General features: G+C 35.3%; 24 protein-coding genes and 1 other annotated feature. All 24 genes read left to right on the top strand.

What is annotated here, in order from left to right; genetic code table 11:
- Nucleotides 1–4 precede the first annotated feature (4 nt).
- The 24 genes from T323_RS0106530 (at nt 5) to T323_RS0106415 (ending at nt 26,819) form a co-directional block, all read left to right on the top strand.
- Nucleotides 5–616 (top strand): sugar transferase, encoded by a 612-nt coding sequence (locus T323_RS0106530; RefSeq protein ID WP_026672556.1) that lies wholly within the window; start codon nt 5–7, stop codon nt 614–616.
- Nucleotides 613–1,269 carry an acetyltransferase gene (locus tag T323_RS0106525; protein WP_026672555.1) on the top strand — a complete coding sequence of 219 codons (657 nt, stop codon included), beginning with the start codon at nt 613–615 and terminating at the stop codon, nt 1,267–1,269. Before T323_RS0106530 ends, T323_RS0106525 begins: the two co-directional genes overlap by 4 nt.
- A 37-nt stretch (nt 1,270–1,306) precedes the next feature.
- Complete coding sequence (locus T323_RS0106520) at nt 1,307–2,431, top strand: DegT/DnrJ/EryC1/StrS family aminotransferase (RefSeq protein WP_051556419.1); 1,125 nt, start codon at nt 1,307–1,309, stop codon at nt 2,429–2,431.
- A gap of 18 nt (nt 2,432–2,449) precedes the next feature.
- Nucleotides 2,450–3,193 carry a glycosyltransferase family 32 protein gene (locus T323_RS0106515; RefSeq protein ID WP_026672553.1) on the top strand — a complete coding sequence of 248 codons (744 nt, stop codon included), beginning with the start codon at nt 2,450–2,452 and terminating at the stop codon, nt 3,191–3,193.
- A 10-nt stretch (nt 3,194–3,203) separates the two neighbouring features.
- Nucleotides 3,204–4,442, top strand: coding sequence for a glycosyltransferase (locus T323_RS26150; RefSeq protein WP_051556411.1), 1,239 nt, complete (start codon nt 3,204–3,206; stop codon nt 4,440–4,442).
- Nucleotides 4,414–5,562 carry a polysaccharide pyruvyl transferase family protein gene (locus tag T323_RS26145; RefSeq protein WP_051556410.1) on the top strand — a complete coding sequence of 383 codons (1,149 nt, stop codon included), beginning with the start codon at nt 4,414–4,416 and terminating at the stop codon, nt 5,560–5,562. The genes T323_RS26150 and T323_RS26145 overlap by 29 nt, the downstream gene beginning before the upstream one ends.
- Nucleotides 5,534–6,715, top strand: coding sequence for a glycosyltransferase (locus tag T323_RS0106500; protein WP_026672552.1), 1,182 nt, complete (start codon nt 5,534–5,536; stop codon nt 6,713–6,715). Before T323_RS26145 ends, T323_RS0106500 begins: the two co-directional genes overlap by 29 nt.
- 22 nt (nt 6,716–6,737) lie before the next feature.
- Complete coding sequence (locus T323_RS0106495; protein ID WP_026672551.1) at nt 6,738–8,510, top strand: ABC transporter ATP-binding protein; 1,773 nt, start codon at nt 6,738–6,740, stop codon at nt 8,508–8,510.
- A 27-nt stretch (nt 8,511–8,537) separates the two neighbouring features.
- Nucleotides 8,538–9,683: a glycosyltransferase gene (locus T323_RS0106490; RefSeq protein WP_245613695.1), complete on the top strand. Its 1,146-nt coding sequence runs from the start codon at nt 8,538–8,540 to the stop codon at nt 9,681–9,683.
- Between the two features lie 12 nt (nt 9,684–9,695).
- A complete protein-coding gene (locus T323_RS0106485) occupies nt 9,696–10,751 on the top strand; it encodes a glycosyltransferase family 2 protein (protein WP_026672549.1) in 1,056 nt (351 codons plus the stop codon).
- Nucleotides 10,752–10,809: 58 nt separating this feature from the next.
- On the top strand, nt 10,810–11,838 hold the full coding sequence (gene galE, locus T323_RS0106480) for a UDP-glucose 4-epimerase GalE (RefSeq protein ID WP_026672548.1): 1,029 nt from the start codon (nt 10,810–10,812) through the stop codon (nt 11,836–11,838).
- Between the two features lie 93 nt (nt 11,839–11,931).
- Nucleotides 11,932–13,875, top strand: coding sequence for an asparagine synthase-related protein (locus T323_RS0106475; protein ID WP_026672547.1), 1,944 nt, complete (start codon nt 11,932–11,934; stop codon nt 13,873–13,875).
- A 14-nt stretch (nt 13,876–13,889) separates the two neighbouring features.
- Nucleotides 13,890–14,024 (top strand): paeninodin family lasso peptide, encoded by a 135-nt coding sequence (locus T323_RS28740; RefSeq protein ID WP_156942407.1) that lies wholly within the window; start codon nt 13,890–13,892, stop codon nt 14,022–14,024.
- 424 nt (nt 14,025–14,448) lie between these two features.
- Nucleotides 14,449–16,398, top strand: coding sequence for an asparagine synthase-related protein (locus T323_RS0106465; RefSeq protein WP_026672546.1), 1,950 nt, complete (start codon nt 14,449–14,451; stop codon nt 16,396–16,398).
- A 15-nt stretch (nt 16,399–16,413) separates the two neighbouring features.
- On the top strand, nt 16,414–16,590 hold the full coding sequence (locus tag T323_RS28735) for a paeninodin family lasso peptide (protein ID WP_156942406.1): 177 nt from the start codon (nt 16,414–16,416) through the stop codon (nt 16,588–16,590).
- 73 nt (nt 16,591–16,663) lie between these two features.
- Entirely contained in the window at nt 16,664–17,617 is a 954-nt protein-coding gene (locus T323_RS0106455; protein ID WP_026672545.1) for an aldolase, read from the top strand.
- The gene (locus T323_RS0106450; RefSeq protein ID WP_373279326.1) at nt 17,601–17,897 is read left to right on the top strand and encodes a lasso peptide biosynthesis PqqD family chaperone; all 297 of its coding nucleotides are present in this window, start codon (nt 17,601–17,603) and stop codon (nt 17,895–17,897) included. The genes T323_RS0106455 and T323_RS0106450 overlap by 17 nt, the downstream gene beginning before the upstream one ends.
- Before the next feature lie 38 nt (nt 17,898–17,935).
- Complete coding sequence (locus T323_RS0106445) at nt 17,936–18,415, top strand: lasso peptide biosynthesis B2 protein (protein ID WP_026672543.1); 480 nt, start codon at nt 17,936–17,938, stop codon at nt 18,413–18,415.
- Nucleotides 18,408–19,601, top strand: a complete 1,194-nt coding sequence (locus T323_RS0106440; RefSeq protein WP_026672542.1) for a nucleotidyltransferase domain-containing protein — start codon at nt 18,408–18,410, stop codon at nt 19,599–19,601. Before T323_RS0106445 ends, T323_RS0106440 begins: the two co-directional genes overlap by 8 nt.
- Complete coding sequence (locus T323_RS0106435) at nt 19,598–21,394, top strand: ABC transporter ATP-binding protein (RefSeq protein ID WP_026672541.1); 1,797 nt, start codon at nt 19,598–19,600, stop codon at nt 21,392–21,394. The genes T323_RS0106440 and T323_RS0106435 overlap by 4 nt, the downstream gene beginning before the upstream one ends.
- Nucleotides 21,395–21,410: 16 nt before the next feature.
- Nucleotides 21,411–22,409, top strand: coding sequence for a metallophosphoesterase (locus T323_RS0106430; RefSeq protein ID WP_026672540.1), 999 nt, complete (start codon nt 21,411–21,413; stop codon nt 22,407–22,409).
- A 54-nt stretch (nt 22,410–22,463) separates the two neighbouring features.
- Nucleotides 22,464–22,675: a binding site (T-box leader), on the top strand.
- A 43-nt stretch (nt 22,676–22,718) separates the two neighbouring features.
- Complete coding sequence (argS, locus tag T323_RS0106425; protein WP_026672539.1) at nt 22,719–24,404, top strand: arginine--tRNA ligase; 1,686 nt, start codon at nt 22,719–22,721, stop codon at nt 24,402–24,404.
- Between the two features lie 109 nt (nt 24,405–24,513).
- Nucleotides 24,514–25,707, top strand: a complete 1,194-nt coding sequence (locus tag T323_RS0106420; RefSeq protein ID WP_026672538.1) for an aminotransferase-like domain-containing protein — start codon at nt 24,514–24,516, stop codon at nt 25,705–25,707.
- A gap of 143 nt (nt 25,708–25,850) precedes the next feature.
- Nucleotides 25,851–26,819 carry a sugar-binding protein gene (locus T323_RS0106415; protein WP_051556409.1) on the top strand — a complete coding sequence of 323 codons (969 nt, stop codon included), beginning with the start codon at nt 25,851–25,853 and terminating at the stop codon, nt 26,817–26,819.

Below are 26,819 nucleotides of genomic sequence, written 5' to 3'. Positions count from 1 at the left end.
GGACATGAAACGATTATTTGATATTATCGTTTCTTTTTTTCTAATTGTTTTACTGCTGCCACTCTTTTTAATTGTCACAGTATTAGTAAGAGTAAAATTAGGAACACCGATTTTATTTAAGCAAGTTAGACCAGGACTACATGAAAAGCCATTTACATTGTTTAAGTATAGAACGATGACAAATGAAAGAGGCAAGGATGGAAATTTACTTTCTGATGAAATGAGAGTAACGTCATTTGGTCTATTGTTACGAAAGTTTAGCTTAGATGAATTGCCACAGCTACTTAATGTGTTAAAAGGGGATATCAGTCTTGTCGGACCTCGTCCGCTCTTAATGGAATATTTGCCTTTGTATTCCGAAGAACAACGGAAACGTCATCAAGTACGTCCAGGTATTACAGGATGGGCACAAATCAATGGCCGTAACGCAGTGTCATGGGAAGAACGATTTACGCTCGATGTTTGGTATGTAGACCATTATTCTTTTTTACTTGATTTGAAAATCTTGTTTATGACCGTTGCTAAAGTAATAAAGTCGGAAGGGATTAACCAGGAAGGTCATGTGACAGTCGAAAAATTCAGTGGAAATTCATCTGTAAATGAGGGATCGGGATGAGAATAATTGTAATTGGACATGGGGGACATAGCAAAGTAATTCGCGATATTATTGAAGCTAATAAAGGTTATGAAATCGTGGCCTATGTCGATGATAAATTCCCTGACATGGACAAACAAGATAGTCTATATTATGGACCATTAGCTGCTTTTAAAGACATTCATCACTTATGTTCACCTGCTAAAGTAGTCGTAGCGATTGGAAACAATAAAACTCGTAAAAAAATCGTACAACAACTTCAACTTACCGATGCTCAAGTAGTCACTCTTGTTCATCCTTCTGCTGTTGTCAGCCCAAGTGCAGCGATTGGAAGTGGAACAGTTGTCATGGCAAATGTGACGATTAATGCGAGTGTTAAAGTTGGTTCACATGTTATTGTAAACACAAATTCTGTGATTGAACATGATAGCATCATTGAAGATTATGTTCATATTTCACCAAATGCGACAGCGGCAGGTACAGTTGAAATAAAAGAAGGTGTGCAGTTAGGTGTTGGTGCTTCAGTTATCCCAAATGTTACAGTAGGAGAATGGACCATTGTTGGTGCTGGAGCTGCTGTTGTAACGAATCTTCCTTCATATACTACAGCGGTTGGTGTACCGGCAAAAATTATTGGCACACAAAAGTGGGAGGTGTTTAAAGTTGTTGAATGAAGTTGATAAAAAAAGAATCTATTTATCCTCCCCCCATATGAGTGGTCATGAACAGAAGTACATTCAAACAGCATTTGAATCAAATTGGATTGCACCACTCGGACCGAATGTGGATGAATTTGAAAGAGAAATAGCTGATTATGTTGGAGTAAAAGGGGCCGTTGCTCTTACATCGGGCACTGCTGCGATTCATTTAGCTCTTTCTTTATTAAATATTACAAAAGGGGATATCGTTTTTTGTTCTACGCTTACGTTTGTAGCGAGTGCAAACCCTATTTTATATCAAGGCGCAGAGCCGGTTTTTATTGACTCAGAACCAGAAACGTGGAATATGTCACCGAAAGCATTAGAAAAAGCTTTACAGGAAGCAGCGAGTGAAGGAAAGCTTCCAAAAGCCATAATTGTAGTGAATTTATATGGTCAAAGTGCAAAGATGGATGAGATTATGTCATTGTGTGAAATATATCGAATCCCTTTAATTGAAGATGCAGCCGAATCATTAGGCTCTCAATATAAAGGAAGGGCAAGTGGTTCGTTTGGTTATTATGGGATTTTTTCCTTTAATGGAAACAAAATCATTACAACATCTGGTGGTGGCATGCTTGTATCAAATGATAATGAAGCCATTGTTAGAGCAAGATTTTTGGCGACACAAGCAAAAGAAAAAACGATTCATTATGAGCATGTTGAGCGCGGCTATAATTACCGCTTAAGCAATGTGTTGGCTGGCATTGGTAGAGGACAATTTGAAGTGTTAGAACAACGGGTTCAAGCGAAACGCGAAGTTTTTCAATATTATTATGAACATTTAGCCCATCTTCCAGGGCTCTTTTTTATGCCTGAACTAGAAGGAACCAAATCTAATCGTTGGTTATCAGCATTAACGATTGATGAACAGTTAACCGGCTTTTCCGTTTCTGATTTGCTAGTCGTCATGGAAGAAGAAAATATCGAAGCTCGTCCGGTTTGGAAACCGTTGCACTTACAACCGTTGTTTGAGGGAACTCGTTTTTATTCACATGACAAACATGAGGATATTGCGAAACGACTATTTGAAACCGGCATTTGTCTTCCATCAGGGTCAAATTTACGTGAAGAAGATTTAGAGCGGGTCATCCATTGTGTGAAGTCATTTTATAAACAAAATATAAAAGTTGGTTAAGTAGAGGGGTGTGAGAAGATGGCTATAAACGAGAAGCAAATCCCAAAAATCATCCACTATTGTTGGTTTGGCGGAAATGATAAGCCAGCGTTAGTTAAAAAATGTCTCGAAAGTTGGGAAAAACATCTTCCAGACTATGAAATAAAAGAATGGAATGAATCGAATGTCAATCTTGATTCAAACCAATATGTGAAAGAGGCGTATAGCCAAAAAAAATATGCCTTTGTTAGTGATTACATTCGTGTTCACGCACTATATCACAATGGAGGGATTTATTTAGATACTGATGTAGAAGTTTTTCAGTCATTTACCCCGTTTTTACAAGAAGATTCGTTTTGGGGATTTGAACAAGAAAACTTCATTGCCACAAGTACAATTGGAGCACGAAAACATCACCCTTTTATTAAATCATTTCTCGACTCCTATGAGAAAAGAGAATTTATAAAGGAAGACCATTCAGTCGATGACATAACGAATGTAGCTGTTGTAACGAAAATGTTGAAAGCAAAAGGTCTCGTCCAAAATGGGCAAAAACAAACAATCGATGGCGTAGGGACTATTTATCCACAAACCTATTTTTCACCTTACGACTATATTAATTGTCAGACGTTTAAGACCGAGGAAACCTATGCGATGCACCACTACTACAAAAGCTGGCTACCGTTAAAAGCTAGAGTGAAAAGTAATATGAAAACAACATTAGCAAAAGTCATCGGAGGTCAGAATATAGCCCGCCTTCGCAAAATAGTATCGAAAGTGTAGGAGGATAAAGATGAAGGACATACTAATCGCCTCTTACGACATGGAAATTGGAGGAGTCGAAAGAAGTTTAATCAGTTTACTAGAAAATTTTGATTATGAAACATATAAAGTTGACTTGTTCTTACATCGCCACCAAGGCGATTTTTTTCCACTTTTACCACAGCAAGTCAATCTACTAGAAGAATGTAAACCTTATACGACGTTTCGGAAATCCATTTCTGAAACAGTAAAGGATGGCTATATAGGAATTGGCTGCTCAAGAGTGCTGTCGAAAATCCACGCTGAACTAGACGGAAAGCGGAAAAAGATAAAAGAACCTGGGTATATCCAAATGCAACTCATGTGGCAGTATACTTTACCGTTCTTACCTAAAGTAAAGAAAGAATATGATGTAGCGATTAGTTATTTATGGCCACATGATTTTGTTGCTGAAAAAGTAGCGGCTAAAAAGAAGATTGCCTGGATTCATACGGATTACTCTACAATTACAACAAATGTGAAACGAGATATCAAAATGTGGAGTCGCTTTGACTATATAATCGCTGTATCAGATGCGTGTAAGGATGCTTTTCTTCAAAAATATCCAATGCTTGAAAAGAAAGTTTCCGTTATGGAAAACCTTACGTCCCCGCAATTTATTAAAAAAATGGCAGATAAAGATGTACCGTTTCCAATGGATTCAGACCCAAGATTTAAAATCGTCACAGTCGCACGATTGTCTCATGCAAAAGGAATTGATAATGCGATATTGGCCATGAAAAAGTTAAAGGAAAAAGGATACAACGATATTGCATGGTATGTCGTTGGATATGGTGGCGACGAGGCTATGTTAAGGAAAATGATTCAAGAAAACGGTGTAGAAGATTGCTTTATCCTTCTCGGAAAAAAAGTCAATCCTTATCCATATATGAAGGCTGCTGATTTGTATGTTCAGCCATCACGGTATGAGGGGAAGGCGGTGACAGTAGTGGAAGCACAGATTTTAGCCATACCAGTACTAATCACAAATTATAAAACAGCCGCTAGTCAAGTTCGAGAAGGATTTGATGGTAGCATTATTGGTGAGTTATCTTTTAATGGTATCGCAAAATCCATTGAAGAACTATATCTTCAGAAAGAGAGAAGAGAGACTATAATAAAAAATTGTTTAAGTCTGAGTTTTGGGAACGAAAAAGAGATAAATCGACTTTATCATTTAATTAAAGAAGGTAGTGAAATTAGTGAAAATATGTACGATAACATGCCATGATGTATACAACCACGGTGCTTCCTTACAAGCGTATGCCTTAATGAAATATCTTCTTAATTGTGGACATGAAGTTGAGATAATTAACTATAAACCGAATTATTTAAGTAATCATTATAATTTATTTAGTGTAGATAACCCAAAGTGGGAAAAAAACATACTTATAAAATATACTTATTTGGCACTTAAAATTCCTTTAAGAGTACCAGGATTGAAGAGAAAGAAAGCTTTCGATAAATTTACCTCAAACAATTTAAAGCTAACATCGAAGAAATACGAAACCAATTCACAATTAGAAGAGGATACACCAGAGGCCGATGTTTTTCTTTGTGGCAGTGACCAAATTTGGAATTGTTTACATGAAAATGGGAAAGATCCTGCATTTTATTTGCAATTTGTTCCTAGTGAAAAAATTAAGGCATCTTACGCCGCTAGTTTTGCAACTGATGATATCCGAAATGAATATAAACCAATTGTTAAGGAAAGGGTTAATAACCTTGATTACATTAGTGTACGAGAATCAAGTGGTGTTAAACTATTAGAGAAAATGGGCATTAAAGATGTTGTGAATGTTGTCGATCCAGCTTTTTTGCTTAATAGAAATGATTGGAATAATCTTGCACAAACAAAATTGTCTGAAAGATTCTTAGTAGTATATGATTTTGAAGATAGTGAAATTATAAAGGAAATTGCACTAAGTATTAGTAAGTTAAGAAAATGTAAGATTTATGCTATCGGATCAACAAAGGTGAGTTACGCTCATAAATCTTTTATATATGATGGACCAGATGTCTTTATTTCTTTAATCCGAGATGCAAATTTTGTAATATCAAATTCATTCCACTCAATTGTTTTTTCTATCATCTTTGAGAAGGACTTTGCGATTGTAAATAGAAAAGAAGCAATTAATACAAGGATGAGAGATTTATTAAGAGCCCTTAATTTAGAAGATAGACTTATTACTAATTCATTTAATGAAGATTTGCTTAATGAGTCGATTGATTTTGACGATTGTAGAGAAATAATGGCTAATAAAATTGAGGTGTCAAAAAAATTTCTTCAGAAAGTTCTTGATCATGAGAAAGGATTTAATAATGCGGAAGAAAGTATTGTTTGTAATTGATTCATTAGGAAGTGGTGGAGCTGAAAAAAGCTTAATCTCTCTCCTCTCTTCGTTTGATTATAGTAAGTTTGACGTTGAGTTATTGATGTTTGTTCCAAAAGGGTTATATTTGCCCTTACTTCCCAAGGAAGTAAAGGTTCTAGCAAGGCCCAGGTTTATGGAGAAGTTTACGGTTCCGATAAAAAAACTATTTTTTGAAAGAAAAATGAAGTTGGGGATATTGAGATTACTAGCAGCAATATTTTACAGAAATCCATTTGTAGAGTTACATAAGTCGCAAATAACATGGAAATGGTTTTCATCTGAAGTCGATAACCATAAGAATCAATATGATATAGCTATTGCATATAGTCAAGGAATGCCTACATACTATGTTGCACAAAAAGTAACTGCAACAAAAAAAATAGCTTGGGTTAATACAAATTACAAAGTAGCAAACTATAATAAAAGATTTGACGTAGATTTTTATAAACATTTTTATAATATTGTTGCTGTTTCAGAATTATGTAAAGAAGTGTTTGTTCAGGAATTACCTTGTCAAAAGTCAAAAGTTAGGGTTATTTATGATATTATTTCTCCTTCATTAATTTTAGAAATGACAAATCAAGATAAAGGATTCAGTGATAAAACCGATTGTATTAAAATTCTTACCATAGGACGTTTAGTTCATCAAAAAGGTTATGATATGGCAATAAAAGCTTGTCATTTATTAAAGGAGAATGGTTATCAGGTTAAATGGTATGCAATAGGAGAAGGTGCTCTTAGAGAAAAATTAAGTAAAAAAGTAAAGGATTACAAACTAGAAGAATCTTTTATATTTCTAGGAACTACTAAAAATCCTTACAGCTATTTAAAGCAGTGTGACTTATACGTTCAGCCTTCTCGAAATGAGGGATACGGGTTAGCGATTGCAGAAGCACGTATTTTACAAAAGCCAATAGTGGCTACTAATTTTTCTGTTGTAAAAAACCAGATAAAAAATAGAGCTAACGGCTTAATAGTAGATATGGATTTTGAATCCTTATATAAAGGGATAAAAGAGCTGATAGATAATAAGGAACTATGTTCTAACATAATTGAAAATTTAAAGGATGAGAGTGTTGGAACTGAAAGTGAAATATTAAAAATTGAAGCCCTTTTGACAACAAATTAATTAAAAGGTTAGGGTGTGTAAAGTGAAAAAAGCATTTATTAAACTATTAAGGTTATTTAACAAAAAAGAAAAAAAGAAATTAATACTTATTTTTTTCTTAATGATTATAGCTGCTTTTTTTGAGACTGTAGGAATTGGGTTAATTGTCCCCTTTGTTAGTGTTGTGACCAACCCTGAAATAATTCAAGAACAAAGAGCGTTGTCCATTGTCTATGAATATTTTAATTTTCAGTCAACAGCTAGTTTTACATTCTTCTTAGCAGTTTTATTATTAAGTATTTATATAATTAAGAATTTGTATTTACTTCTCTTCTACTATATACAGAATCGAGTAGTGCTAAATCAACAAGTGAAGTTATCAAGAAATTTATTTCAAGAATATCTATCTAAGCCCTACTTATTTCATATCCAACAAAATTCGGCATTGTTATTGAGAAATGTAAACGAGGAAGTTCCTAAAGTTTTTCAGGGGATTGTTATGTCATCTTTTTATTTAATTACTGAATTCCTAGTAATAATATGTATTTTAATTTTATTACTCACAGTAGCACCATTAGCTACACTAACTGCTACTTTATTATTAGGTGGTAGTGTTTTTTTATTTTTTAAGTTTTTCCGAAAAAAAGTTTCACGTTTAGGGAAAGAGCAACAAGAAGTGACGGGCAAAATGATTAAATGGGTGAACCAAGGTTTAGGTGCAAGTAAAGAAGTAAAAGTTACTGGAAAAGAGTTGTTTTTTGTTAATGCATATACTAAATATAGTCAAATTAGTGCAAATAATTTACGATTCAAAAATATGTTAGAACATGCACCTAGACTTTTTATAGAGACAATTGTAGTTACTGTTGTGTTAATAACCATGGTAATCATTATTTTTCAAGGAACTAATACATCGAATCTCTTGGCAACATTAGCATTGTTTGCGATGGCTGCGTTTCGTTTAATGCCTTCAATTAATAGAGTGATCTCTATGGTTAATACAATCCGTTATAGTCAACCTGCACTATCTATTGTGTATAGGGATTTATATGAGGGGGTATACACAAATAATTTATTGCTTGATAAAAAAGAGAATAAGGGTTTAATAGAAAAGACCTCATATAAGCACTCGATAGAATTAAAGAATGTTTCGTTTAAATACCCTTTACAAAATACTGCTTCGTTAAAGGAGATTAATTTGCAAATTCCTATAGGCTCTTCAGTTGGTATTGTTGGAGAATCCGGAGCGGGAAAGACGACATTAGTGGATATTATATTAGGGTTACTAAAACCTAATAAGGGTGAAATTTTAGTAGATGGGCTTCTTTTAGATACTCAACTATCATTCTGGCAAAAAAATATTGGGTATATACCTCAAAGTATCTTTTTATCAGACGAAAGCATTCGCTCAAATATTGCTTTTGGTATAGATAAAGATAAAATTGACGAATCGGCAGTATGGAAAGCTCTTGAACAAGCTCAACTCATGGATTATGTGAAAGAACTCCCAGAACAGTTAAATACAATTGTAGGTGAAAGGGGAGTTAGACTTTCAGGTGGTCAACGCCAAAGAATTGGAATTGCTCGTGCATTGTATCATGATCCTCAAATTATATTTATGGATGAAGCAACATCGGCGTTAGATAATCAGACAGAAAATGAGGTAATGAAGGCTGTATATGGATTAACGGGAAATAAAACGCTTATTATTATTGCACATCGACTTAGTACAATAGAGAAGTGTGATATTGTTTTTACATTAAATAAAGGAAAATTAATATCATCTCAATATAAAGATAAACTGTCAATAATGTAATTACTTTAATTAAAAAAGGAGTATAACGTGAATAAAAAGAAAATTCTCTTTGTAACAGATGTAATGGCAATTGGTGGTGTGGAAAAGGTACTTGTTAATACACTAAATGGTTTGAAAGGTACAATGTTTGATATTACGTTGTTTATCTTATATAAAGTAGATGGCGATAAGGTCAATATATCTAAGTTACCAAAGAATATAAAAATTATATACTTATTTAATGGTGATGTAGCTTGGTATATGAAAAGGGTTATTTACTACCTTTTAATGTTTTTTCCAAGTATCTTTAAAAGGCTTATATGTAAAGATGAGTATGATGTTGTCATAACAACAAAAGATGTTTTTACATATCCAATTAGCTTGTTGAAATGTAAAAAAATTATGTGGGTACATGGAGGGTTAGATCATTTTAGGAGTGAAAAAAAATCTCTATGGAACACAATTAAAGCGATAAATAAAAAAAGAGCTTACTATAAGTTTGATAGAATATTGCTATTAACTAACAATGCAAAAGCTAATTTTTGTAGTAAGTTTAATATAAAAGAAAGGTGTTATGTTCAATATAATCCGATTAACAGTTCTGAACTTGAGAAAATTGCAAATGAAAATGTTAAAGACTATGAATTTAACGGAGAAGTAACATTTGTTTGTTCATCTAGATTAAGTCAAGAAAAAGGGATTAAAAGGCTGTTAGCGGCATCTTTATGTCTGATAAACGAAGGATACAACTTTAATTTACTACTAATTGGAGATGGACCTGATAGGAGGAACTTAGAGGAATTTGTAAATCAAAACAATATTTTAAGGAATATAGTAGTTTTCCTTGGTTTTAAAGAAAATCCTTATAAATATATGAAGAAAGCTAATATATATATATCACCATCTTTAACAGAAGGGTTTTCAATGTCAATTGCTGAAGCAATCCTTTTAGGTTTACCAGTTATTAGTACAAATTGCAGCGGGTCTGTTGAACTTCTTAACAATGGAGAATACGGTTTTCTAACTGAAAATAGTGAAAAAGGTATTAGAGATGGTATGAGACACTTTCTAAGTAATCCTAGCGAAATTGAATATTTTGCATTGAAAAGTGCAAAGAGAAGTAGTTACTTCACCTATAATAAAACCATAAAACAATTTGAAGAACACCTCTTGACTGTTGGTGAAGGGAAGTAAGGGAGTGGGAAAATGACAAAGGTTAGCATTATTGTTCCAATTTATAACCCTGGAAAAGCATTAAAAAGATGTATCGAGTCTATAGTGTTTCAAAGTTTAGAAGACATTGAAATTATATTAGTAAATGATGGGTCGACAGATAACAGTGCGGTGTTGTGTAGAGAGTATGCAAGGATGGATAAAAGGATAAAACTGATTGAAAAAAAGAATGAAGGTAGTATTAAAACAAGAAGGCGGGGTTTGGGGGAGTCAACTTCACCTTATGTAATGTTTGTCGATGCCGATGATTGGATAGATAGAAAAATGGCTGAAAAACTATACAGTGAAATAGTACTCCATCAAGCAGATGTTACAGCTTGTCAAACATATAAAGTATTCGGTAATGGCTATATTTTTAAGCGAGCAAATGAAAGTCACTATTATAATAACAAAGTTTATGAAGGAAATGAAATTAAAGATAAGCTTGTTGAAGCCTTTCTTCATGGGCATGCATTTTCACCATCCCTATTCGCTAAACTTTATAAAAAAGAGAAGTTAATAACATCTGGTAGATATTTAGATAAAATAAAATTTATGGGTGAAGACTTGTTTTATAATATGGAAGTATTATTGAATGTAAACAAGGTTAAAGTTATTAATGAGCCACTTTATTATTATCGTACAGGTGGTTTTACGAGTAAGTTTATGCCCTATCTTTTTGAAGATATGATTAATGGATATTTAATCCAAGAAGAAGTCATTCAACAATTTTATCAACCGACATTTCAAAAAGAGATGAATGGAATTAGTATCATGTTATTAAATACATTTGAAACGTGTTTATATAATTTATTTTTAAGTAGTAAAAATGAAAGTGAAATCAAGTTGAAAATTAAAGAATATTGTAATCATCCGATTGTATTGAAGTGTACAAAAAATGAAGCGGCTAATAAGGTCTTGCCAGAAGAATATTTACAGGCTATAAAAAGTCAAAATGTAGACTATTTATATAACAAAGGGAAACGCATTTATAAGAAACAAGGGCCTAAAAAGTTATTGTTAAAGCTTCTAAATAAAATACCTGTTTAAAAAAGCTTTATGTTAATTACATAACAGCTTTTTTATTTTTAAGGGGAGGGAAAAGTCCATGAACATTCTAGTAACAGGTGGTTCAGGCTATATCGGTTCACATACTTGTATTGAGTTATTAAACGCGGGTCATACCGTTACAGTCATTGATAACTTATCGAATAGTAGTCATGTAGCTCTACAACGTGTTAGACAAATTACAGGTAAAGATATAAAGTTTTTTCATGGCGATTTACTTAATCGACAATTACTAGAAACGATTTTCTCTCAGCATCAAATTGATGCGGTGATTCATTTTGCTGGATTAAAAGCAGTTGGGGAATCAGTAGCAAAGCCATTCTTGTATTACCATAATAATATCACGGGGACTTTATTACTTTGTGACGTCATGGAAAAATACGGTGTTCATCAGATTGTGTTTAGTTCATCTGCAACGGTTTATGGTGCACAGGAAACAGTTCCTTTATCGGAAGATTTGCCACTACAAGCGACAAATCCATATGGAAAAACAAAGCAAATGATTGAAGAAATATTACAAGACTTGTCCATTGCGAATCCAAAGTGGAGTATAGCTCTTCTTCGTTATTTCAATCCAGTAGGAGCACATGAAAGTGGGTTAATTGGTGAAGACCCGAATGGAATTCCTAATAACTTAATGCCTTTTATTACTCAAGTTGCATCTGGTAGATTACAAGAATTAAAAGTATTTGGAAATCAATATAAGACTCATGATGGTACTGGAGTAAGAGATTATATTCATGTTGTCGATTTGGCAAACGGTCATTTACGCGCACTTGAATCTGTTGTACAAAATAACGGGGTTCATGCTTATAACTTAGGAACAGGAATTGGTTATAGTGTATTGGATGTTGTTTCAGCATTTGAACAAGTCATCGGAAAGCCTATTCCATATAAAATTGTTGATCCAAGACCAGGGGATATTGCAGTAAGTTATGCGGATCCGTCTAAAGCAAAAGAGGAATTAAATTGGAAAGCAACAAAAGGGCTTTATGAAATGTGTGAAGATGCATGGCGCTGGCAAAAAACAAATCCACTAGGCTATGAAAAAGAAATACAATCCGTGTAACAAAAAAAGTTTTAATTTAAAAAGGAATTTTAATGGAAATGTCGTACTTAATAAAGAACAAGAAAAGTGGTTGGACAAAGGAGTGAGTTTGTGATGAGTGCAATAGCAGGGATATTCTCTAGAAGAAAAAATGACATCGATATAGAGAAGGCTAGTAATATGATGGCTTGCTTTAAAAAGTATCCGGCTAACGCTCACCAAACAATTTACAATAATAAGATTTTTTTCGGCTGTCATGCTCAATGGATTACGCCAGAATCAATTAATGAACGAAATCCATATTACGACAAAGAAAGAAAATTAGCGATTACAGCAGATGCAATTATTGATAATCGGGATGAGTTATTTGATTTACTGCAGGTTGAAAGAAAGAGGAGAAACAGCATAGGAGATTGTGAGTTAATTTTACTAGCTTATGACAAATGGGGAGAGCAGTGTCTGCAACATTTAATTGGTGACTATGCCTTTGTCATTTGGGATGAGCGAAACAATAATTGTTTTGCTGCTCGTGACTTCTCTGGAACTCGAACATTATATTATTTTTACAATGACGATATTATCGTTTTTAGTACAACGATCGAACCGCTGTTTTGTTATTCTGAGCAAAGAAAAATTCTAAATGAAAATTGGTTAGCAGAATACTTAGCGATAACAGCTGTAGTTGATACCGCAAATGCTTCAATTACACCATATCAAAATATATATCAAGTTCAACCATCTCATAGTATTTTTTGCAATGAGAATAAGGTAAAGGAAATTAGGTATTGTTCATTTCAACGAACTAAAAAAATGAAATTTAAATCGGATCATGAATATGTTGAAGCTTTTCATGATGTCTTTCAACAAGCGGTGAAATCTAAAGTGCGAACGTTTCGAAAAATTGGCTCCCATTTAAGTGGCGGTCTTGACTCGGGCTCTGTCGTAAGTTTTGCAGCAAAAGAGTTACAGTCTAAAAAGCAATCACTAATGACCTTTAGTTATATTCCACCAGCTGATTTTACCGATTTTACTCCGAAACATTTAGTGGCAAATGAAAAGCCGAATGTTCAATCAACTGTTCGTTTTGTTGGGGGAGTTAAAGATTTTTATTTTGATTTTAACCAAAAAGATTCATACTCCATGATCGATGGGTTAGTATCAGACATAGAAATGCCCTATAAATATTTTGAAAATTCTTTCTGGGTCAAAGGGATGTTTGAAGAAGCCCAAAAAAGAGACATTGGAATTCTATTATCAGGCGGTCGGGGGAATTTCACGATTTCTTGGGGGCATGCTCTTAGTTATTACGCCTTGCTAGTAAGGCGTTTAAGGTGGATTCGACTTGCAAAAGAGTTACATATGTATAGCCAACGTGCTGGTGGCGCTCGATTTAGAAGAATTCCAACAATATTGAAGCTAGCTTTTCCTTCTGTAGAAAGAATGTTCTCAAATAATTCATATTATACACTGCCCACAATAATTGATCCTGCTTTTGCTGAGAGGACAAACGTGTATGAAAAGCTAAAGAAATTCGGAATAGGTGAGACTGGTTGGTTTCAATCGAATGATATGTTTGAACTTCGCATAAGGCATTTTCAAGATGTTTTCCATTGGAATGCAACAAATACATTGGACTGTAAACTGTCATTACAACATGGAGTATGGAAAAGAGATCCAACAAATGACAAACGTGTGATTCAATTTTGCTTGTCCGTACCAGAAGAACAATATGTTCAAGACGGTATTGATAGAGCATTAATACGGAGAGCGACTGAGCATTACTTACCTAATCGAATTCGTTTAAATCAAAAAAATCGTGGCGTACAAGGGACTGACTGGCTTCATCGAATGAAACCACATTGGGAAAAATTTTTAGTAGAGGTAGATGAGTTGAAAGAGGATGAAGAGTTATTTAAGTACGTCAATGCTAAAGTAATAGAGCAAGCACGCGAGAACATCGCTACTAGAGAATTCGATTCTAATGACGCTGTGAATACACATATAAAATTATTAATGAGAACGATTATATTATCTCGTTTTATTAAAACTTTTTCTTGAAAGGAGGTGATGTTATGAAAAAAGAATGGCAAACACCATCACTAGAAGTGTTAGAAGTACAAATGACGATGGCTAATCCAAATAATGGGGATCATCTTGACCAAACTTATCCAGATGGAACACCGAGAGAAGATTTGACATGGAGTTAAAGAGTAATTTTTTTTCATTAATAAAATATAAGCCTCTTACGGAGGCTTTCTTTTTTTAAAAATAAGAAAGCATAAAAATTTGGTCTAGTAGTGAAGCTTTGAAAGCTTATTCTAGAAGAGCACTTGGGGTTCACTGTTAAAAGCGGGCAGGGCTCCACACTTCGCTTGAAACGAAAAGACGCTCCCGCGTTTTTCTTATTTGATTATACCTGTTGACAAGTTTAGAAATTATGTTATTTTATTAATATAGAATTCTTTATTAAGAACATCATTGATATAATTTTACATTTTATTTTTTATCTGGTAGTTCAATATAAAGAAATTAGATATTAAAAAGCGACTTTAGGTAATAAAGTAATTACCTCCATTTTTTATACTTTGAATGTTCTTAAAAAAGAACGAGAGAAAGGAAGAGAAAACAGACATGAGTGCCATTTTAGGAATCATCTCACACCAACATTCAACAATACCTGAATCATACGGTTCTAATGTAATGGACGTTATGTCATCTTTTCCTTTTGACAGTTTTAATAAGTGGGAAGATGAAGGTGTGTTTCTCTCTTGTTTACACCAATGGATTACACCGGAATCGAAACATGAACCACAACCTTTTTACGATAGTGAAAGGCAACTTGTCATTTGTTCGGATGCAATCATTGATAATCGTGATGAGTTATTTGACCGATTACAAATCCCGCATTCAATGAGAAAAACAATGCCAGATAGTCAACTTATTATATTGGCTTATGCAAAATGGGGAGAAGATGTACCAAAACATCTTATTGGAGATTTTGCATTTATAATTTGGGATATAAAAGAAAAAAAGTTGTTTGGTGCGAGAGACTTTTCTGGAGCACGAACCCTTTACTTCTTTAATAATAAAAACTTCTTTGCTTTTTGTACGATAATAAATCCGCTATTCACTTTACCTTTTATTAAAAAGAGCATGAATGAACAGTGGTTAGCTGAGTTTTTAGCTATACCAACGATGGTAGAAGCGGTAGATATGAATGCGACACCGTATCAATCGATTTATCAAATTCCCCCTTCTCATTGCTTGTCAGTGAAGGATGGAAGAGTAACCGTTACTAGATATTTCACCTTCCCAGAAACTGAAAGACTAACTTTTAAGAATAATGAAGAGTATGAAGAAGCTTTTCGGGATGTGTTAAATCAGGCTGTAAAAAGTAGGCTAAGAACGCTAGGCCATGTTGGTTCCCATTTAAGCGGTGGACTTGATTCAGGTTCAGTTGTGTATTTTGCAGCAAATGCATTAAAGCAGGAAAATAAGAAATTGAATACGTTTAGCTCTGTTCCAATGGAAGGATTTACGGATTGGACTTCCGATGATTATATTCCAGATGAAAGATCGTGGATAAAAGAAACCGTTAATTTTGTAGGGAATATTGAAGATGAATATTTATCGTTTGAGAATAAAAATCCGCTTGAAGAAGTCGAAGAGTTTCTATCTGTCTTGGAAATGCCTTATAAATTTTTTGAAAATGCCTATTGGCTACATGGAATCACTTCTAGAGCCCATAAAAAGGGAGTGAAAGTGCTTTTAAATGGTGCACGAGGAAATCACTCAATATCTTGGGGATCTTGGAATTTAACATATGAGTATTATACTAATTTACTAAAAAAGCTGAAGTGGATGCGATTAAATCAACAGTTAAACGAGTTTTGTCACCAGCATCGAACTGGGAAATCAATAGTTCTACCCTATATAGCAAAAAAAGCATTTCCTTTTCCCTTTGGAGGAGGATATAAACAGCAAACTGACCAAAACTCTTTAGCTATTATTAATGAAGGATTTTCTTTAAAAACAAAAGTTTACGATAAATTAGCTCTTTATCATATGGACCAATTTGGAGTAACAGTCAAAGGCTTAAACAATTATCGGAATTGGTATTATCAACAGCTGTTTCCTTGGAATAAAAGTGGGGTAGCTGGAACGAAATTATCTTTACGCTACTCGTTATGGGATAGGGACCCAACAAATGATATAAGAGTTATACGGTTTTGTTTAGCTGTCCCAGAAGAACAATATGTTGCTAAAGGTATTGAAAGATCATTAATTCGAAGAGCGATGAATCACCGACTTCCGAAAAAAATTATCACCAACCAACATCAACGAGGGTTTCAAGGTGCGGATACGATTCAAAGAATGCAACCACATTGGAATGAGTTTATACATGAATTAAAGCAAATATCTAACGATTCTGTTTTAAAAGAAATGATAGATATGAAAAAACTAAAAAACTCAATATCAGTTCTTGAGAAAAAAAGAGAACCAGAGTTAATAACAAAAGATGAATATAAAATCGCAACTCGTTGTTTCATAGTTGCTCGCTTTTTTCATCATCATTTTTGAAGGGAGGTGATAAAGATGAAGAAAACATGGAACCAACCAATGTTAGAAACACTTGATGTCAGTATGACATTTAATGGGCCTGGAAATGCCAATGCTGATTGTTTTGATGTTTCTGATGGGAAATCTGAAACTCATCCTGGTCGCTCTAATGCTAGTTGTTTAGACAATGGAGGAAATCCTCTTGATAGCTAAAGGAGATAATTAAGCCCTTATACTTAAAAAGTATAAGGGAAAAAATTTAGAAAGAAGAAGTGGAGGGGATTGTATGCTAGAGACAACGAAAAAAAATTGTGGCTATGAAGCTTTTGGACTTCGCATTGTAAGTGAGTTTCCTCTTCCAGAGTTACATAAAATGACAGTTTATGAACTGGGGAATGTTGACCTTTATATTACACTGTCAGATTTAACAGCGGTTTGGAATGAAAATGCAAGTCCAGATGATTACTTTTTTATAAACGAAACGGAATGTTTATTTCATGTACCCGATGTGGCGATTTACAGTATTCAACAAGGGGAGCGAATCACTATCTCTCCAATGCCCGGCGTTTCAGAAGATCATATCAGAATTTATGTACTCGGCACCTGCATGGGAATTTTGTTAATGCAACGAAACGTCCTCCCTTTACACGGAAGTGCCATTGCTATAAACGGAAATGCATATGCGATTGTTGGTGATTCAGGAGCGGGGAAATCAACATTAGCGGCTGCATTTTTAAGTAAAGGATATAAGCTCCTAACTGATGACGTTATTGCACTTTCACTATCCTCTGACAAAGCCCCTGTAGTGACACCTGCTTATCCACAGCAAAAGCTTTGGATACAAAGCTTAGACGAATTTGGAATGGATGCGGAGGCATATCGTCCGATCGTAGAACGAGAAACGAAATTTGCGATTCCTGTTTTATCACAGTTTGAACAAAAAGCGTTACCGTTAAAAGGGATATTTGAGCTTGTGAAAACAGAGACGGATAGAGTGACATTGAAGCCGATTACGAAGCTAGAACGATTTCATAAGCTTTTCTACCATACGTATCGAGGCTTTATGGTCCCGCAATTACAGTTAATGGATTGGCATTTTGCGTTTTCAGCCAACATTATTAAAGCTTGTGACCTATATCAACTAGAGCGCCCAAATTCATCAACTGTTTTTACCGCACATGAACTAGTAGAAACGATTATAGAAACGATTGAAATGGGGGATTATTGTGAATCAAATTGATGGATTAACATTATCAAATACTGTTGTACAAGGACAAGGAAATATTGTCACTGACATGGACGGAGAAAAAGTTATGTTAAGTGTAGCGAAAGGAAAGTATTTTAACTTAGGGTTGATGGGAGGAGAAATTTGGGAACTTATTACAACACCTACTTCTATTACAGATATTGTGTCTCGTCTTCTAATTGACTATGACGTGGAAAAAGAAGTGTGTGAGCAACAAGTACTTTCATTTTTAAATCAACTACAAAGTGAAGGGTTAATAGAAACAAACGTATAGAGAAGCTTATATTTTCATTTGGAAAAGGAGGAAGTAGGATGCAGAAACTAAGGACATTTTTATCATTAGAAAGAACAACAAAGCTAATGATGATAGAAGCCTACTTTCTATTAGGTTGGGCTCGTATTATAAAGCTTGTCCCATTTTCAAAGGTTGCGCCTACATTAGGTGAACATATGAATGAAACGAGCTACACACATGATGGCAAGAGGAAAGAAGTACAAATGCAAGTGGCTGATACGATTACAATAATGAGTCGTTATACGTTTTGGGAAAGTAAATGCCTTGTCCAAGCGATTGCAGCGATGAAAATGTTAAAACGCCGAAAAATTGAAAGCACCCTTTATTTAGGAACGGGTAAAGACGAGGGTGGAAATATGATCGCACACGCATGGTTACGAAGTGGACCATACGTGATTACAGGCTCTGAGGGGAAAGAGCAATTTACTGTAGTAGCGACATTTGCACAAAAATTTGTTAATCAAAAGATAGAAGGTGTGGGTGTGCAAAATGAATAACGAGGCAAAAGTGAACCTTTCAACACTACCAAAAGAAGTAAAATTATTAATTGAAATCATTAAACAATCGTCAATATCAGAAATCGAAAAACTAGCTTCTGATAAAGAAATAGATTGGAACACTTTTATTGATTACGCTTTACACCACCGCCTATATCCGTCGCTATATCGATTAGTAAAGCAATTGAACTCTACTGTTATACCTTCGTTTGTTATTGAAACACTAGGTTCCTATTATAAAAGAAATACGATTCAAATGCTTCAGTTAAGTGCTGAAATGGAGCGTGTTAGTCGATTATTTATAGAAAATCAGATTGAATTACTATTTCTTAAAGGACCTGTAATTGCACAGTATTTATACGGGGATATATCTATGCGTACATCAGGAGATTTAGATTTTTTAATCCCCATTCAAAAATTGCCACAAGCGGAAGCACTGCTTATTGAACAAGGGTATGAAAAAGATGATTATATTGAAACGGTACTTGAAGATTGGCGGTGGCGCCATCATCATGTCACGTATTATCACCCTGTTACAGGGATTAAACTTGAAATTCATTGGAGGTTACATCCTGGTCCAGGAAAAGAACCTCATTTTTATAAATTGTGGGAACGTAAACAACAAAGCACTCTTACGACTTTTCCTGTTTACTTTTTAGGTCAAGAAGATTTATTTATTTTTCTTGTGTCACATGGGGCAAGGCATGGTTGGTCACGTCTGCGCTGGTTAGCGGATATTGACCGTTTTTTAAAAGTGAAGGACTCTATCGTGAAGACAAACCAGGTGTTTGAACAACAAGCCGTTCACCTTGTTGGACAGGCGATGTTATTGAGTAACAAGCTGTTTCATACAAAAATACCGACAGAATTACAGTGGTTTTTAGAAAAAGAACGGGTACAAAAGCTTGCAGAAGAAGCGATGTTTTATCTTGAACGAAAGGTCAATCTTCATACCCCACCTCTTCCAAAAGATGTTTCACTTTTTCATAGTCGTCATTTGTATTCGTTAATGTCAATGGAAAGAAAAGTACTATATGTTGCTAGCTGGTTTTTCCCCTATCCAGAAGATGCAGCCACATTACCATTACCAAAATCATTACACTTTTTATATTTCCCGCTACGTCCGCTTCTATGGGCTTGGCGTAAAATGAAAAAGCCTACCGCGACAGGGAGGTATGCAAAATGAAGTCTCTTTTTTATTTTTATAAACAAATCCAACAGTATGCGGGAAAAACATTATATTGGAATATGGCAGCGATGATTTTTGTTGGTTTACTTGATGGAATTGGGTTATTATTATTAGTTCCTTTACTTGGGATGACAGGACTCGTTCAATTAGATTTTAGTGGAACGCCACTTGATGCGGCTTATCGTTATTTTCAAGCATTACCAACAACAGCTGGTCTTGCTATTATATTAAGTTTGTTTATTGTCCTATCGATAAGTCATCAGTGGATTCAACGGGTTGTAAGTATTAAAAATGCAGCAATCCAACATGGGTTTCTCCGTCATCTAAGAGTACAAACGTATGAACTCCTTCTTAATGCCAATTGGCGATATTTTTTAAAAAATAGGAAATCAGACTTAATCAATATTATAACAGCAGAAATTGCCCGAGCGAGTGCTGGCACAAATGCATTTTTACAGCTTATAACCTCCTTCATTTTTACAATTATTCAAATATTACTAGCGTTTTGGTTATCCCCATCGATTACCGTGTTTGTTTTACTGTGTGGGATGTTTCTTTTGTTATTTTCACGTAAATTTTTATCGAAGTCTCTTGCGTTAGGAAACAGAACATATGAGTTAGGGAAAGATTATTTAGGTGGAATTACAGACCAAATGAACGGTATTAAAGATATAAAAAGCAATACATTAGAAGCATCGAGGATGGACTGGTATCGAGACATTACAAAACAATTGCATCAAGAGCAAGTGGCGTATACGAAATTAAAAACCGCTTCTCAATTTAATTATAAAGTAGCCTCAACCTTGTTCATTGCTTTATTTATTTTTGTTTCGGTTCAGTTATTTAACAGTCAAGGAGCACAATTAATGGTCATTCTCATCATTTTTTCGAGACTGTGGCCAAGGGTAACAGGCATTCAATCCTCGCTTGAACATATTGCTTCGGCAATTCCCGCTTTCGGTCATGTCATTCGACTACAACAAGAAACAAAACAAGCGGCAGAACTGAATAAAATCGAAGGGAAATCAAAGGAAAGAGTAGCATTAACTGAAGGTATTGAATGTCAGCATGTGTATTTCCGCTATCATGAGGAGAGTCCGTCCTATGCGCTAGAAAATATTAATGTGATTTTTCCGTCAATGAAAATGACAGCGGTAGTAGGTCGGTCAGGGGCCGGGAAAAGTACATTGATAGATTTGTTAATGGGGTTAAATCAACCACAAATGGGAGAAGTTCTTATTGATGGTCAACCTTTAACAAAGTCCACATTACCAGCATGGCGTAACTCGATAAGTTACGTTCCTCAGGAGCCATTTTTATTTAATGCGAGTATTCGAGAAAACTTGCAGCTTGTAGATGAAAATACGACAGAGGAACAGTTGTGGGAAGCGTTATCGTTTGCTTCAGCGGCTGATTTTGTAAAGCAACTTCCTCATGGGTTAGATACGAAAATTGGTGATCGAGGCGTTCGCTTGTCTGGTGGAGAAAGACAACGGGTCGTTTTAGCTCGTGCGATTTTGCGCCAACCGAAAGTACTCATCTTAGATGAAGCGACAAGCGCTTTAGATACTGAAAATGAAGTGAAGATTCAAGAAGCATTGCAACGATTAACAGGAAAAATGACCGTTATTGTTATTGCTCACCGTCTATCAACAATCCGACATGCTGACCAAGTTGTTGTTCTTGAAAAAGGTCAAGTCATACAACGAGGGGAGTTTGAGGCTCTTGCGAAAGAAAAGCATGGCCGATTTAACCATTTGCTTTCAAAACAAGCGGAATTAATGTCATAGATATTAGGAGGAAATGGTGAGGAAAGTAACAAAAATAATTTTCACAGTGTTCGTAGGGTTTATCCTTTTCCTAATTAGTTATACGATTTGGGATAATGAACGGATAATCGTCGTTCACGAAAAAGTTGAAATCCGTGATTTACCAGAACAGCTAGAAGGCTTTACATTGTTACAAATATCAGATTTGCATGAAAAAGAGTTTGGAAAACAACAGAAGAGGTTAATCGACCTCATTAACGAACAACATTACCATGCGATTTTATTTACAGGTGATATGCTTGATAATAGCGAAAGTGACCAATATGAGTTGTTTTTCACGTTACTAGATGGAATAACGAACAAAGACGTAGCATTGTTTGTTCCTGGAAATACAGATCCATTAGGATACACACGACCACACCCTCTCCAACCATTTGAAAAAACACCATTTCGCCTTGGGATGGAAGAAAGAGGAGTTCATTGGGTTGATGCTGTCTATTCTGTTAATGTCGGTGAAGCACGGTTGTCGTTTGTTGAATTTGAATTAGCGATCCAGGAGAAAGATAGTTACTTAGATGCAATTGCAAAAAAAATAGGGTATGAATTTGAAACGTTTCAAGAGTATTATGACTATCATGAAACATTAGCCACCGAGATGAACAGCTTTTATAACCAAGCCAAATCCGATGTGATGATAGGGTTAACCCATTATCCGATTGTGGATAGGAGAATGAATGCGATTGAAGATGATCCGTTGTTAACGATGAGAGAGTTCGACTTGATTCTAGCAGGACATTATCATGGAGGCCAAATTCGCTTTCCGTTTGTTGGAGCACTTTTTGTTCCTGAACCATGGTATGATAATTCAGGCTATTTCCCTCCACAAGACCGGGTGAAGGGCTTATGGGAGTACAACGGAATCCAACAATATGTCAGTGCTGGCTTAGGAAGTAGTGATGCGATTTCGTTTTTGAAATTTCGGTTTCTTAATCCTCCAGAAATAAATGTCATTACATTAACGAAAAAAGAAGAATGAATTCTGTAGTTGCAATTTTTTTTGAAATGAGTATAATAACAGAAAATGAAAAGAACACATTCTATGAAAAAGAAAGTAGTTATTTAGAAATGCGAAAGCGAGTTAGGGACGGTGGAAGCCTAACGTACACTAAATAATGAAGCGCACTTTGGAGAAGCAGCTTGAACAGTGGAGTAGAGCTTGCCGGGGACATCCTCGTTATTAAAGAAAGCTGGTAGTTATTAAACTACAAGTAGAGTGGTACCGCGATTAAACTCGTCTCTTCTTTAGGAAGAGGCGAGTTTTTTTTATGTTGAAGGAGGGAAACAGATGGATTATAAAAAGCTCGTCGCAACATGTGTATATGATGCATGTGACAACAAAATCGAGGAAGGAGTCATCTTTGAAGCAATCGAACGACCGAAATATGACACGATGGGAGATTTAGCATTTCCATGTTTTAGTCTAGCTAAATCGCTTCGAAAAGCTCCCCAGCAAATTGCTGTGGATATCGCGAATAAAATCACACATCCGCTATTTGAAAAAGTTGAAGCTACAGGCCCTTACGTGAATGTATTTTTACAAAAGAAAAAAGTTGGTGAAACAATCGTTAAGAAAATTATCGAAACAAAAGGAACGTATGGTCAATTATCAATAGGTGAAGGAAAAACAGTGGTAATCGATTTTTCTTCACCAAATATTGCGAAACCATTTTCCATGGGCCATTTACGTTCTACAGTCATTGGTAATGCATTGGCACAAATTTATGAAAAATGTGGCTTTAACGTTGTGAAAATCAATCATTTAGGTGATTGGGGAACGCAGTTTGGAAAACTCATTGCAGCCTACCGACTTTGGGGCGAGGAAACGAAAGTTAAGGAGCGCCCGATTCAGGAGCTTTTATCTTTATATGTGCGATTTCATAAAGAAGCTGAGGCTGATGAAACGTTAGTTGAGGAAGGAAGAAGCTGGTTTAAAAAGTTAGAAGAAGGAAATAAAGAAGCCCAGCATTTGTGGACATGGTTTAAAGAAGAATCTTTAAAAGAGTTTATGGAGATTTATGAGCTGATGGGAATTTCGTTTGATTCCTATCATGGTGAAGCCTTTTACAATGATAAAATGAACCGAGCGTTAACGATTCTTGAAGATAAAGGGTTAGTCACTGAATCTGATGGGGCAAAAGTTGTGGAGCTCACTGACGAAAACCTGCCACCATGTTTATTAAAAAAATCAGATGGAGCAACGCTTTATGCTACAAGGGATGTCGCAGCGGCACTATACCGTCAAGAAGCATATCAATTTGATAAAGTCTTGTATGTTGTAGGGAATGAACAAAGCCTGCACTTTAAACAATTATTTTTAGTATTAGAAAAAGCAGGATATTCGTGGGCACAAGGAATGACTCATGTGCCGTTTGGAATGATGTTAAAAGACGGGAAAAAGATGTCCACACGTAAAGGAAAAGTCGTGTTATTGGAACAAGTAATCGACGATGCCATTGCTCTAGCGAAAAGCCAAATGGATGTGAAAAGCAAAGGATTGGAAAATAAAGAGGAAGTGGCAAAACAAGTTGGTGTTGGAGCGATTATGTTCCATGACTTAAAAAATGAACGAATGAATGATGTCGAGTTCTCCTTAGTAGACATGTTACAGTTTGAAGGTGAAACCGGTCCTTATGTACAATACACACATGCAAGAGCTTGTTCTTTGTTACGGAAAGGAGAATATACACCTTCAGAAGTAGACCTTAAAGTTGAGGATGACATGTGGCCGATTTTAAAGGAGTTAATGAAGTTCTCTCAAGTAATTGAACGATCTTATCGTCATAATGAACCATCGGTTGTTGCCAAATATGTTGTCGATCTTGCACAAATATTTAACAAATATTATGCGACAACGAAAATTCTAGAAAAGACCGAACAGAAATCTACGAGACTTGCTGTTGTTTACGCGGTTACCGTCGTATTAAAAGAAGGCTTACGATTACTAGGCATACAAGCACCAGCGAAAATGTAGGCGACTTTCTTTTGCTAATAATAGAGTTTTTCCCGAAAAAGAATTGACTTTTCTTGTAATTAAGGTAGTATTATTTTAAAATTCGGAAAATTATTAAGGTGGGTGTGTAATGAAATACGCATTTTCAAAACGAGTTCGGCATTTACAGTCATCAGCGGTCCGTGATATTTTAAAAGTCGTGAATCAAGGAAATGTCATTTCGTTTGCTGGAGGATTACCAGATGAGCAGTTGTTTCCGCTCGAAGGGTTGCAAGAAGCATATAATAAAACCTTTGCATCGGGGAAAAAGGCGTTACAATACAATGAAACAGAAGGGTTTATGCCGTTACGAGAAGTTCTTGTTGATCGAATGAAACGAAAAGGAATCAGCAACTTTTCAGCTAATGATGTGTTATTAACAACAGGTTCTCAACAAGCGATTGATTTATTTGCTAAAGTGTTTTTTAATCCGGGTGATGTCATTTTAGCTGAAAACCCGACGTATTTAGCAGCATTGCAAGTATTTGAGTCCTACGAAGCCCATGTCATTGGGGTTGAATCAGATGAGCATGGGATGATTGCAGATGATTTAGAAGAAAAAATGAAGCGATATCGACCGAAATGTGTGTATGTTGTCCCGACATTTTCCAATCCGAGTGGGAAAGTATGGTCAATGGAACGAAGAAAGCAATTACTCGAATTGGCTCATAAATATCATGTCGTCATTTTTGAAGATGATCCGTATGGTGATATTCAATTTCATGACGAGGAAGTGTATCATCCGATTGCTTCTTTAGATGACGGTACACATGTTCTTTACACGAGTACGTTTTCTAAAACTGCGGTTCCTGCTGTACGAACAGGCTGGATTACAGGTCCATATCAGCTAATTCGTATTATGGCTCAAGCAAAACAAGCTAATGACCTCCATTCGAATTCATTAGCACAACAAGCACTCTATCATTTATGTTTAGATTTTGATTTGGACGGCCATATTGAACGGCTAAAGAAAGAGTACTATGCGCGAATGAAAGTGATGTTAGGGGAATTAGAAAAGGCTAATCTTCCAGGGTTATCTTATGTCGTCCCAAAAGGTGGGATGTTCTTCTGGTTAGAGTTAGCTGATCATGTAGATACAACTGAGTTGCTTTCTGTTGCTGTCGAAAAAGGGGTAGCGTATGTTCCAGGAGGACCATTTTATGCAGGGAAAGGAAAAGAAAACACACTACGATTGAATTTTACACATTCCACTCCTGATAAAATAGAAAAAGGCATGTCATTGTTGACAGAAGTATTTGAACAACATTCCGTTGTGAAACAATAATGGTTTATCCCACCTTTGTTTGTGAAAATGAAGGTGGGATCTTTTACATATAAGTCGTTATTTCTATTCGTTTTCTTACATTTCGTGATAAACTATTGGATAACAATGGATTCAAACAAAAAAAGAAAATGGGGGAAGAATCCATGAATAAGAATCTAGTTTTCTATATTGTTCTTTCGGTTTGTATTGTCGTTTCTTTTGGCTTTACATGTTTTTACTTTATGAAAGCGCTTAACTATACTGTAACCGTTACAGCCGAACAAGCAAAGCTAAGCCATGACTATCATTTTGTGTTAATCGGTCAGGAGTTTGATAATCCTTATCATAAGAAAGTGCTTGAAGGAGCTCAAACGGCGGCAAAGGAGCATGATGTTCTTCTTGAATTTATTGGACCGAAACAAACGAATATTGACGAACATACGAAATTGATTGAAATGGCGATTGCGGCAAGAGTGGATGGTATATTAACTCAAGGGCTCACAAACCGTGAGTTTAAGCCAGTGATTGATAAAGCCATTAGCAAAGGCATTCCGGTTATTACGATTGATACGGATTTAGAAGATAGTCGGAGAGTCGCTTATGTTGGAACAAATAACTATGAAGCTGGAAAACAAATGGGGGAAGCTCTAGCAGAAGCGACAAATGGAGAAGCAAAAGTGGCGATTGTTACTGGGATTTTATATGCCAATAATTTAATGGAACGCGTTCAAGGGTTTTTGGATGTTATTGAAAACTATCCAGACATTGAAGTAGTGGCGATGGAAAGCTCAAATATAAGCCAAATTCAAGCAGCAGAAAAAACCTATCAAATGTTGCGAAATCATCCGGAGGTGACCGCTTTTTTCGGGACTAGTGCACTAGATGGTATTGGGATAGCACAAGCAGTTACAAAAGCGAACCTACAAGAAGACATCCTCATTTTTGCATTTGACGATTTAGAGGAAACAATGGAATTAATGGAGCAAGAGAAGATATTTGCGACATTAAAACAAGAACCTTATGAGATGGGTTATCAAGGGGTTTCATTATTAGTGGAAACGATGAAAGGTCAACCTATTCCAAAAATAAATTATACATCTCTAGAAGTTATTTATAAAGAGGAGAGTAGGTGA

Origin of the sequence: Alkalihalobacillus bogoriensis ATCC BAA-922 (genome assembly GCF_000621445.1) — a bacterium.
In the GTDB taxonomy this organism is placed as follows: domain Bacteria; phylum Bacillota; class Bacilli; order Bacillales; family Bacillaceae_F; genus Bacillus_AO; species Bacillus_AO bogoriense.
Note: the sequence above shows the minus strand (reverse complement) of the source record. Positions and strands in the feature narration are given on the sequence as shown.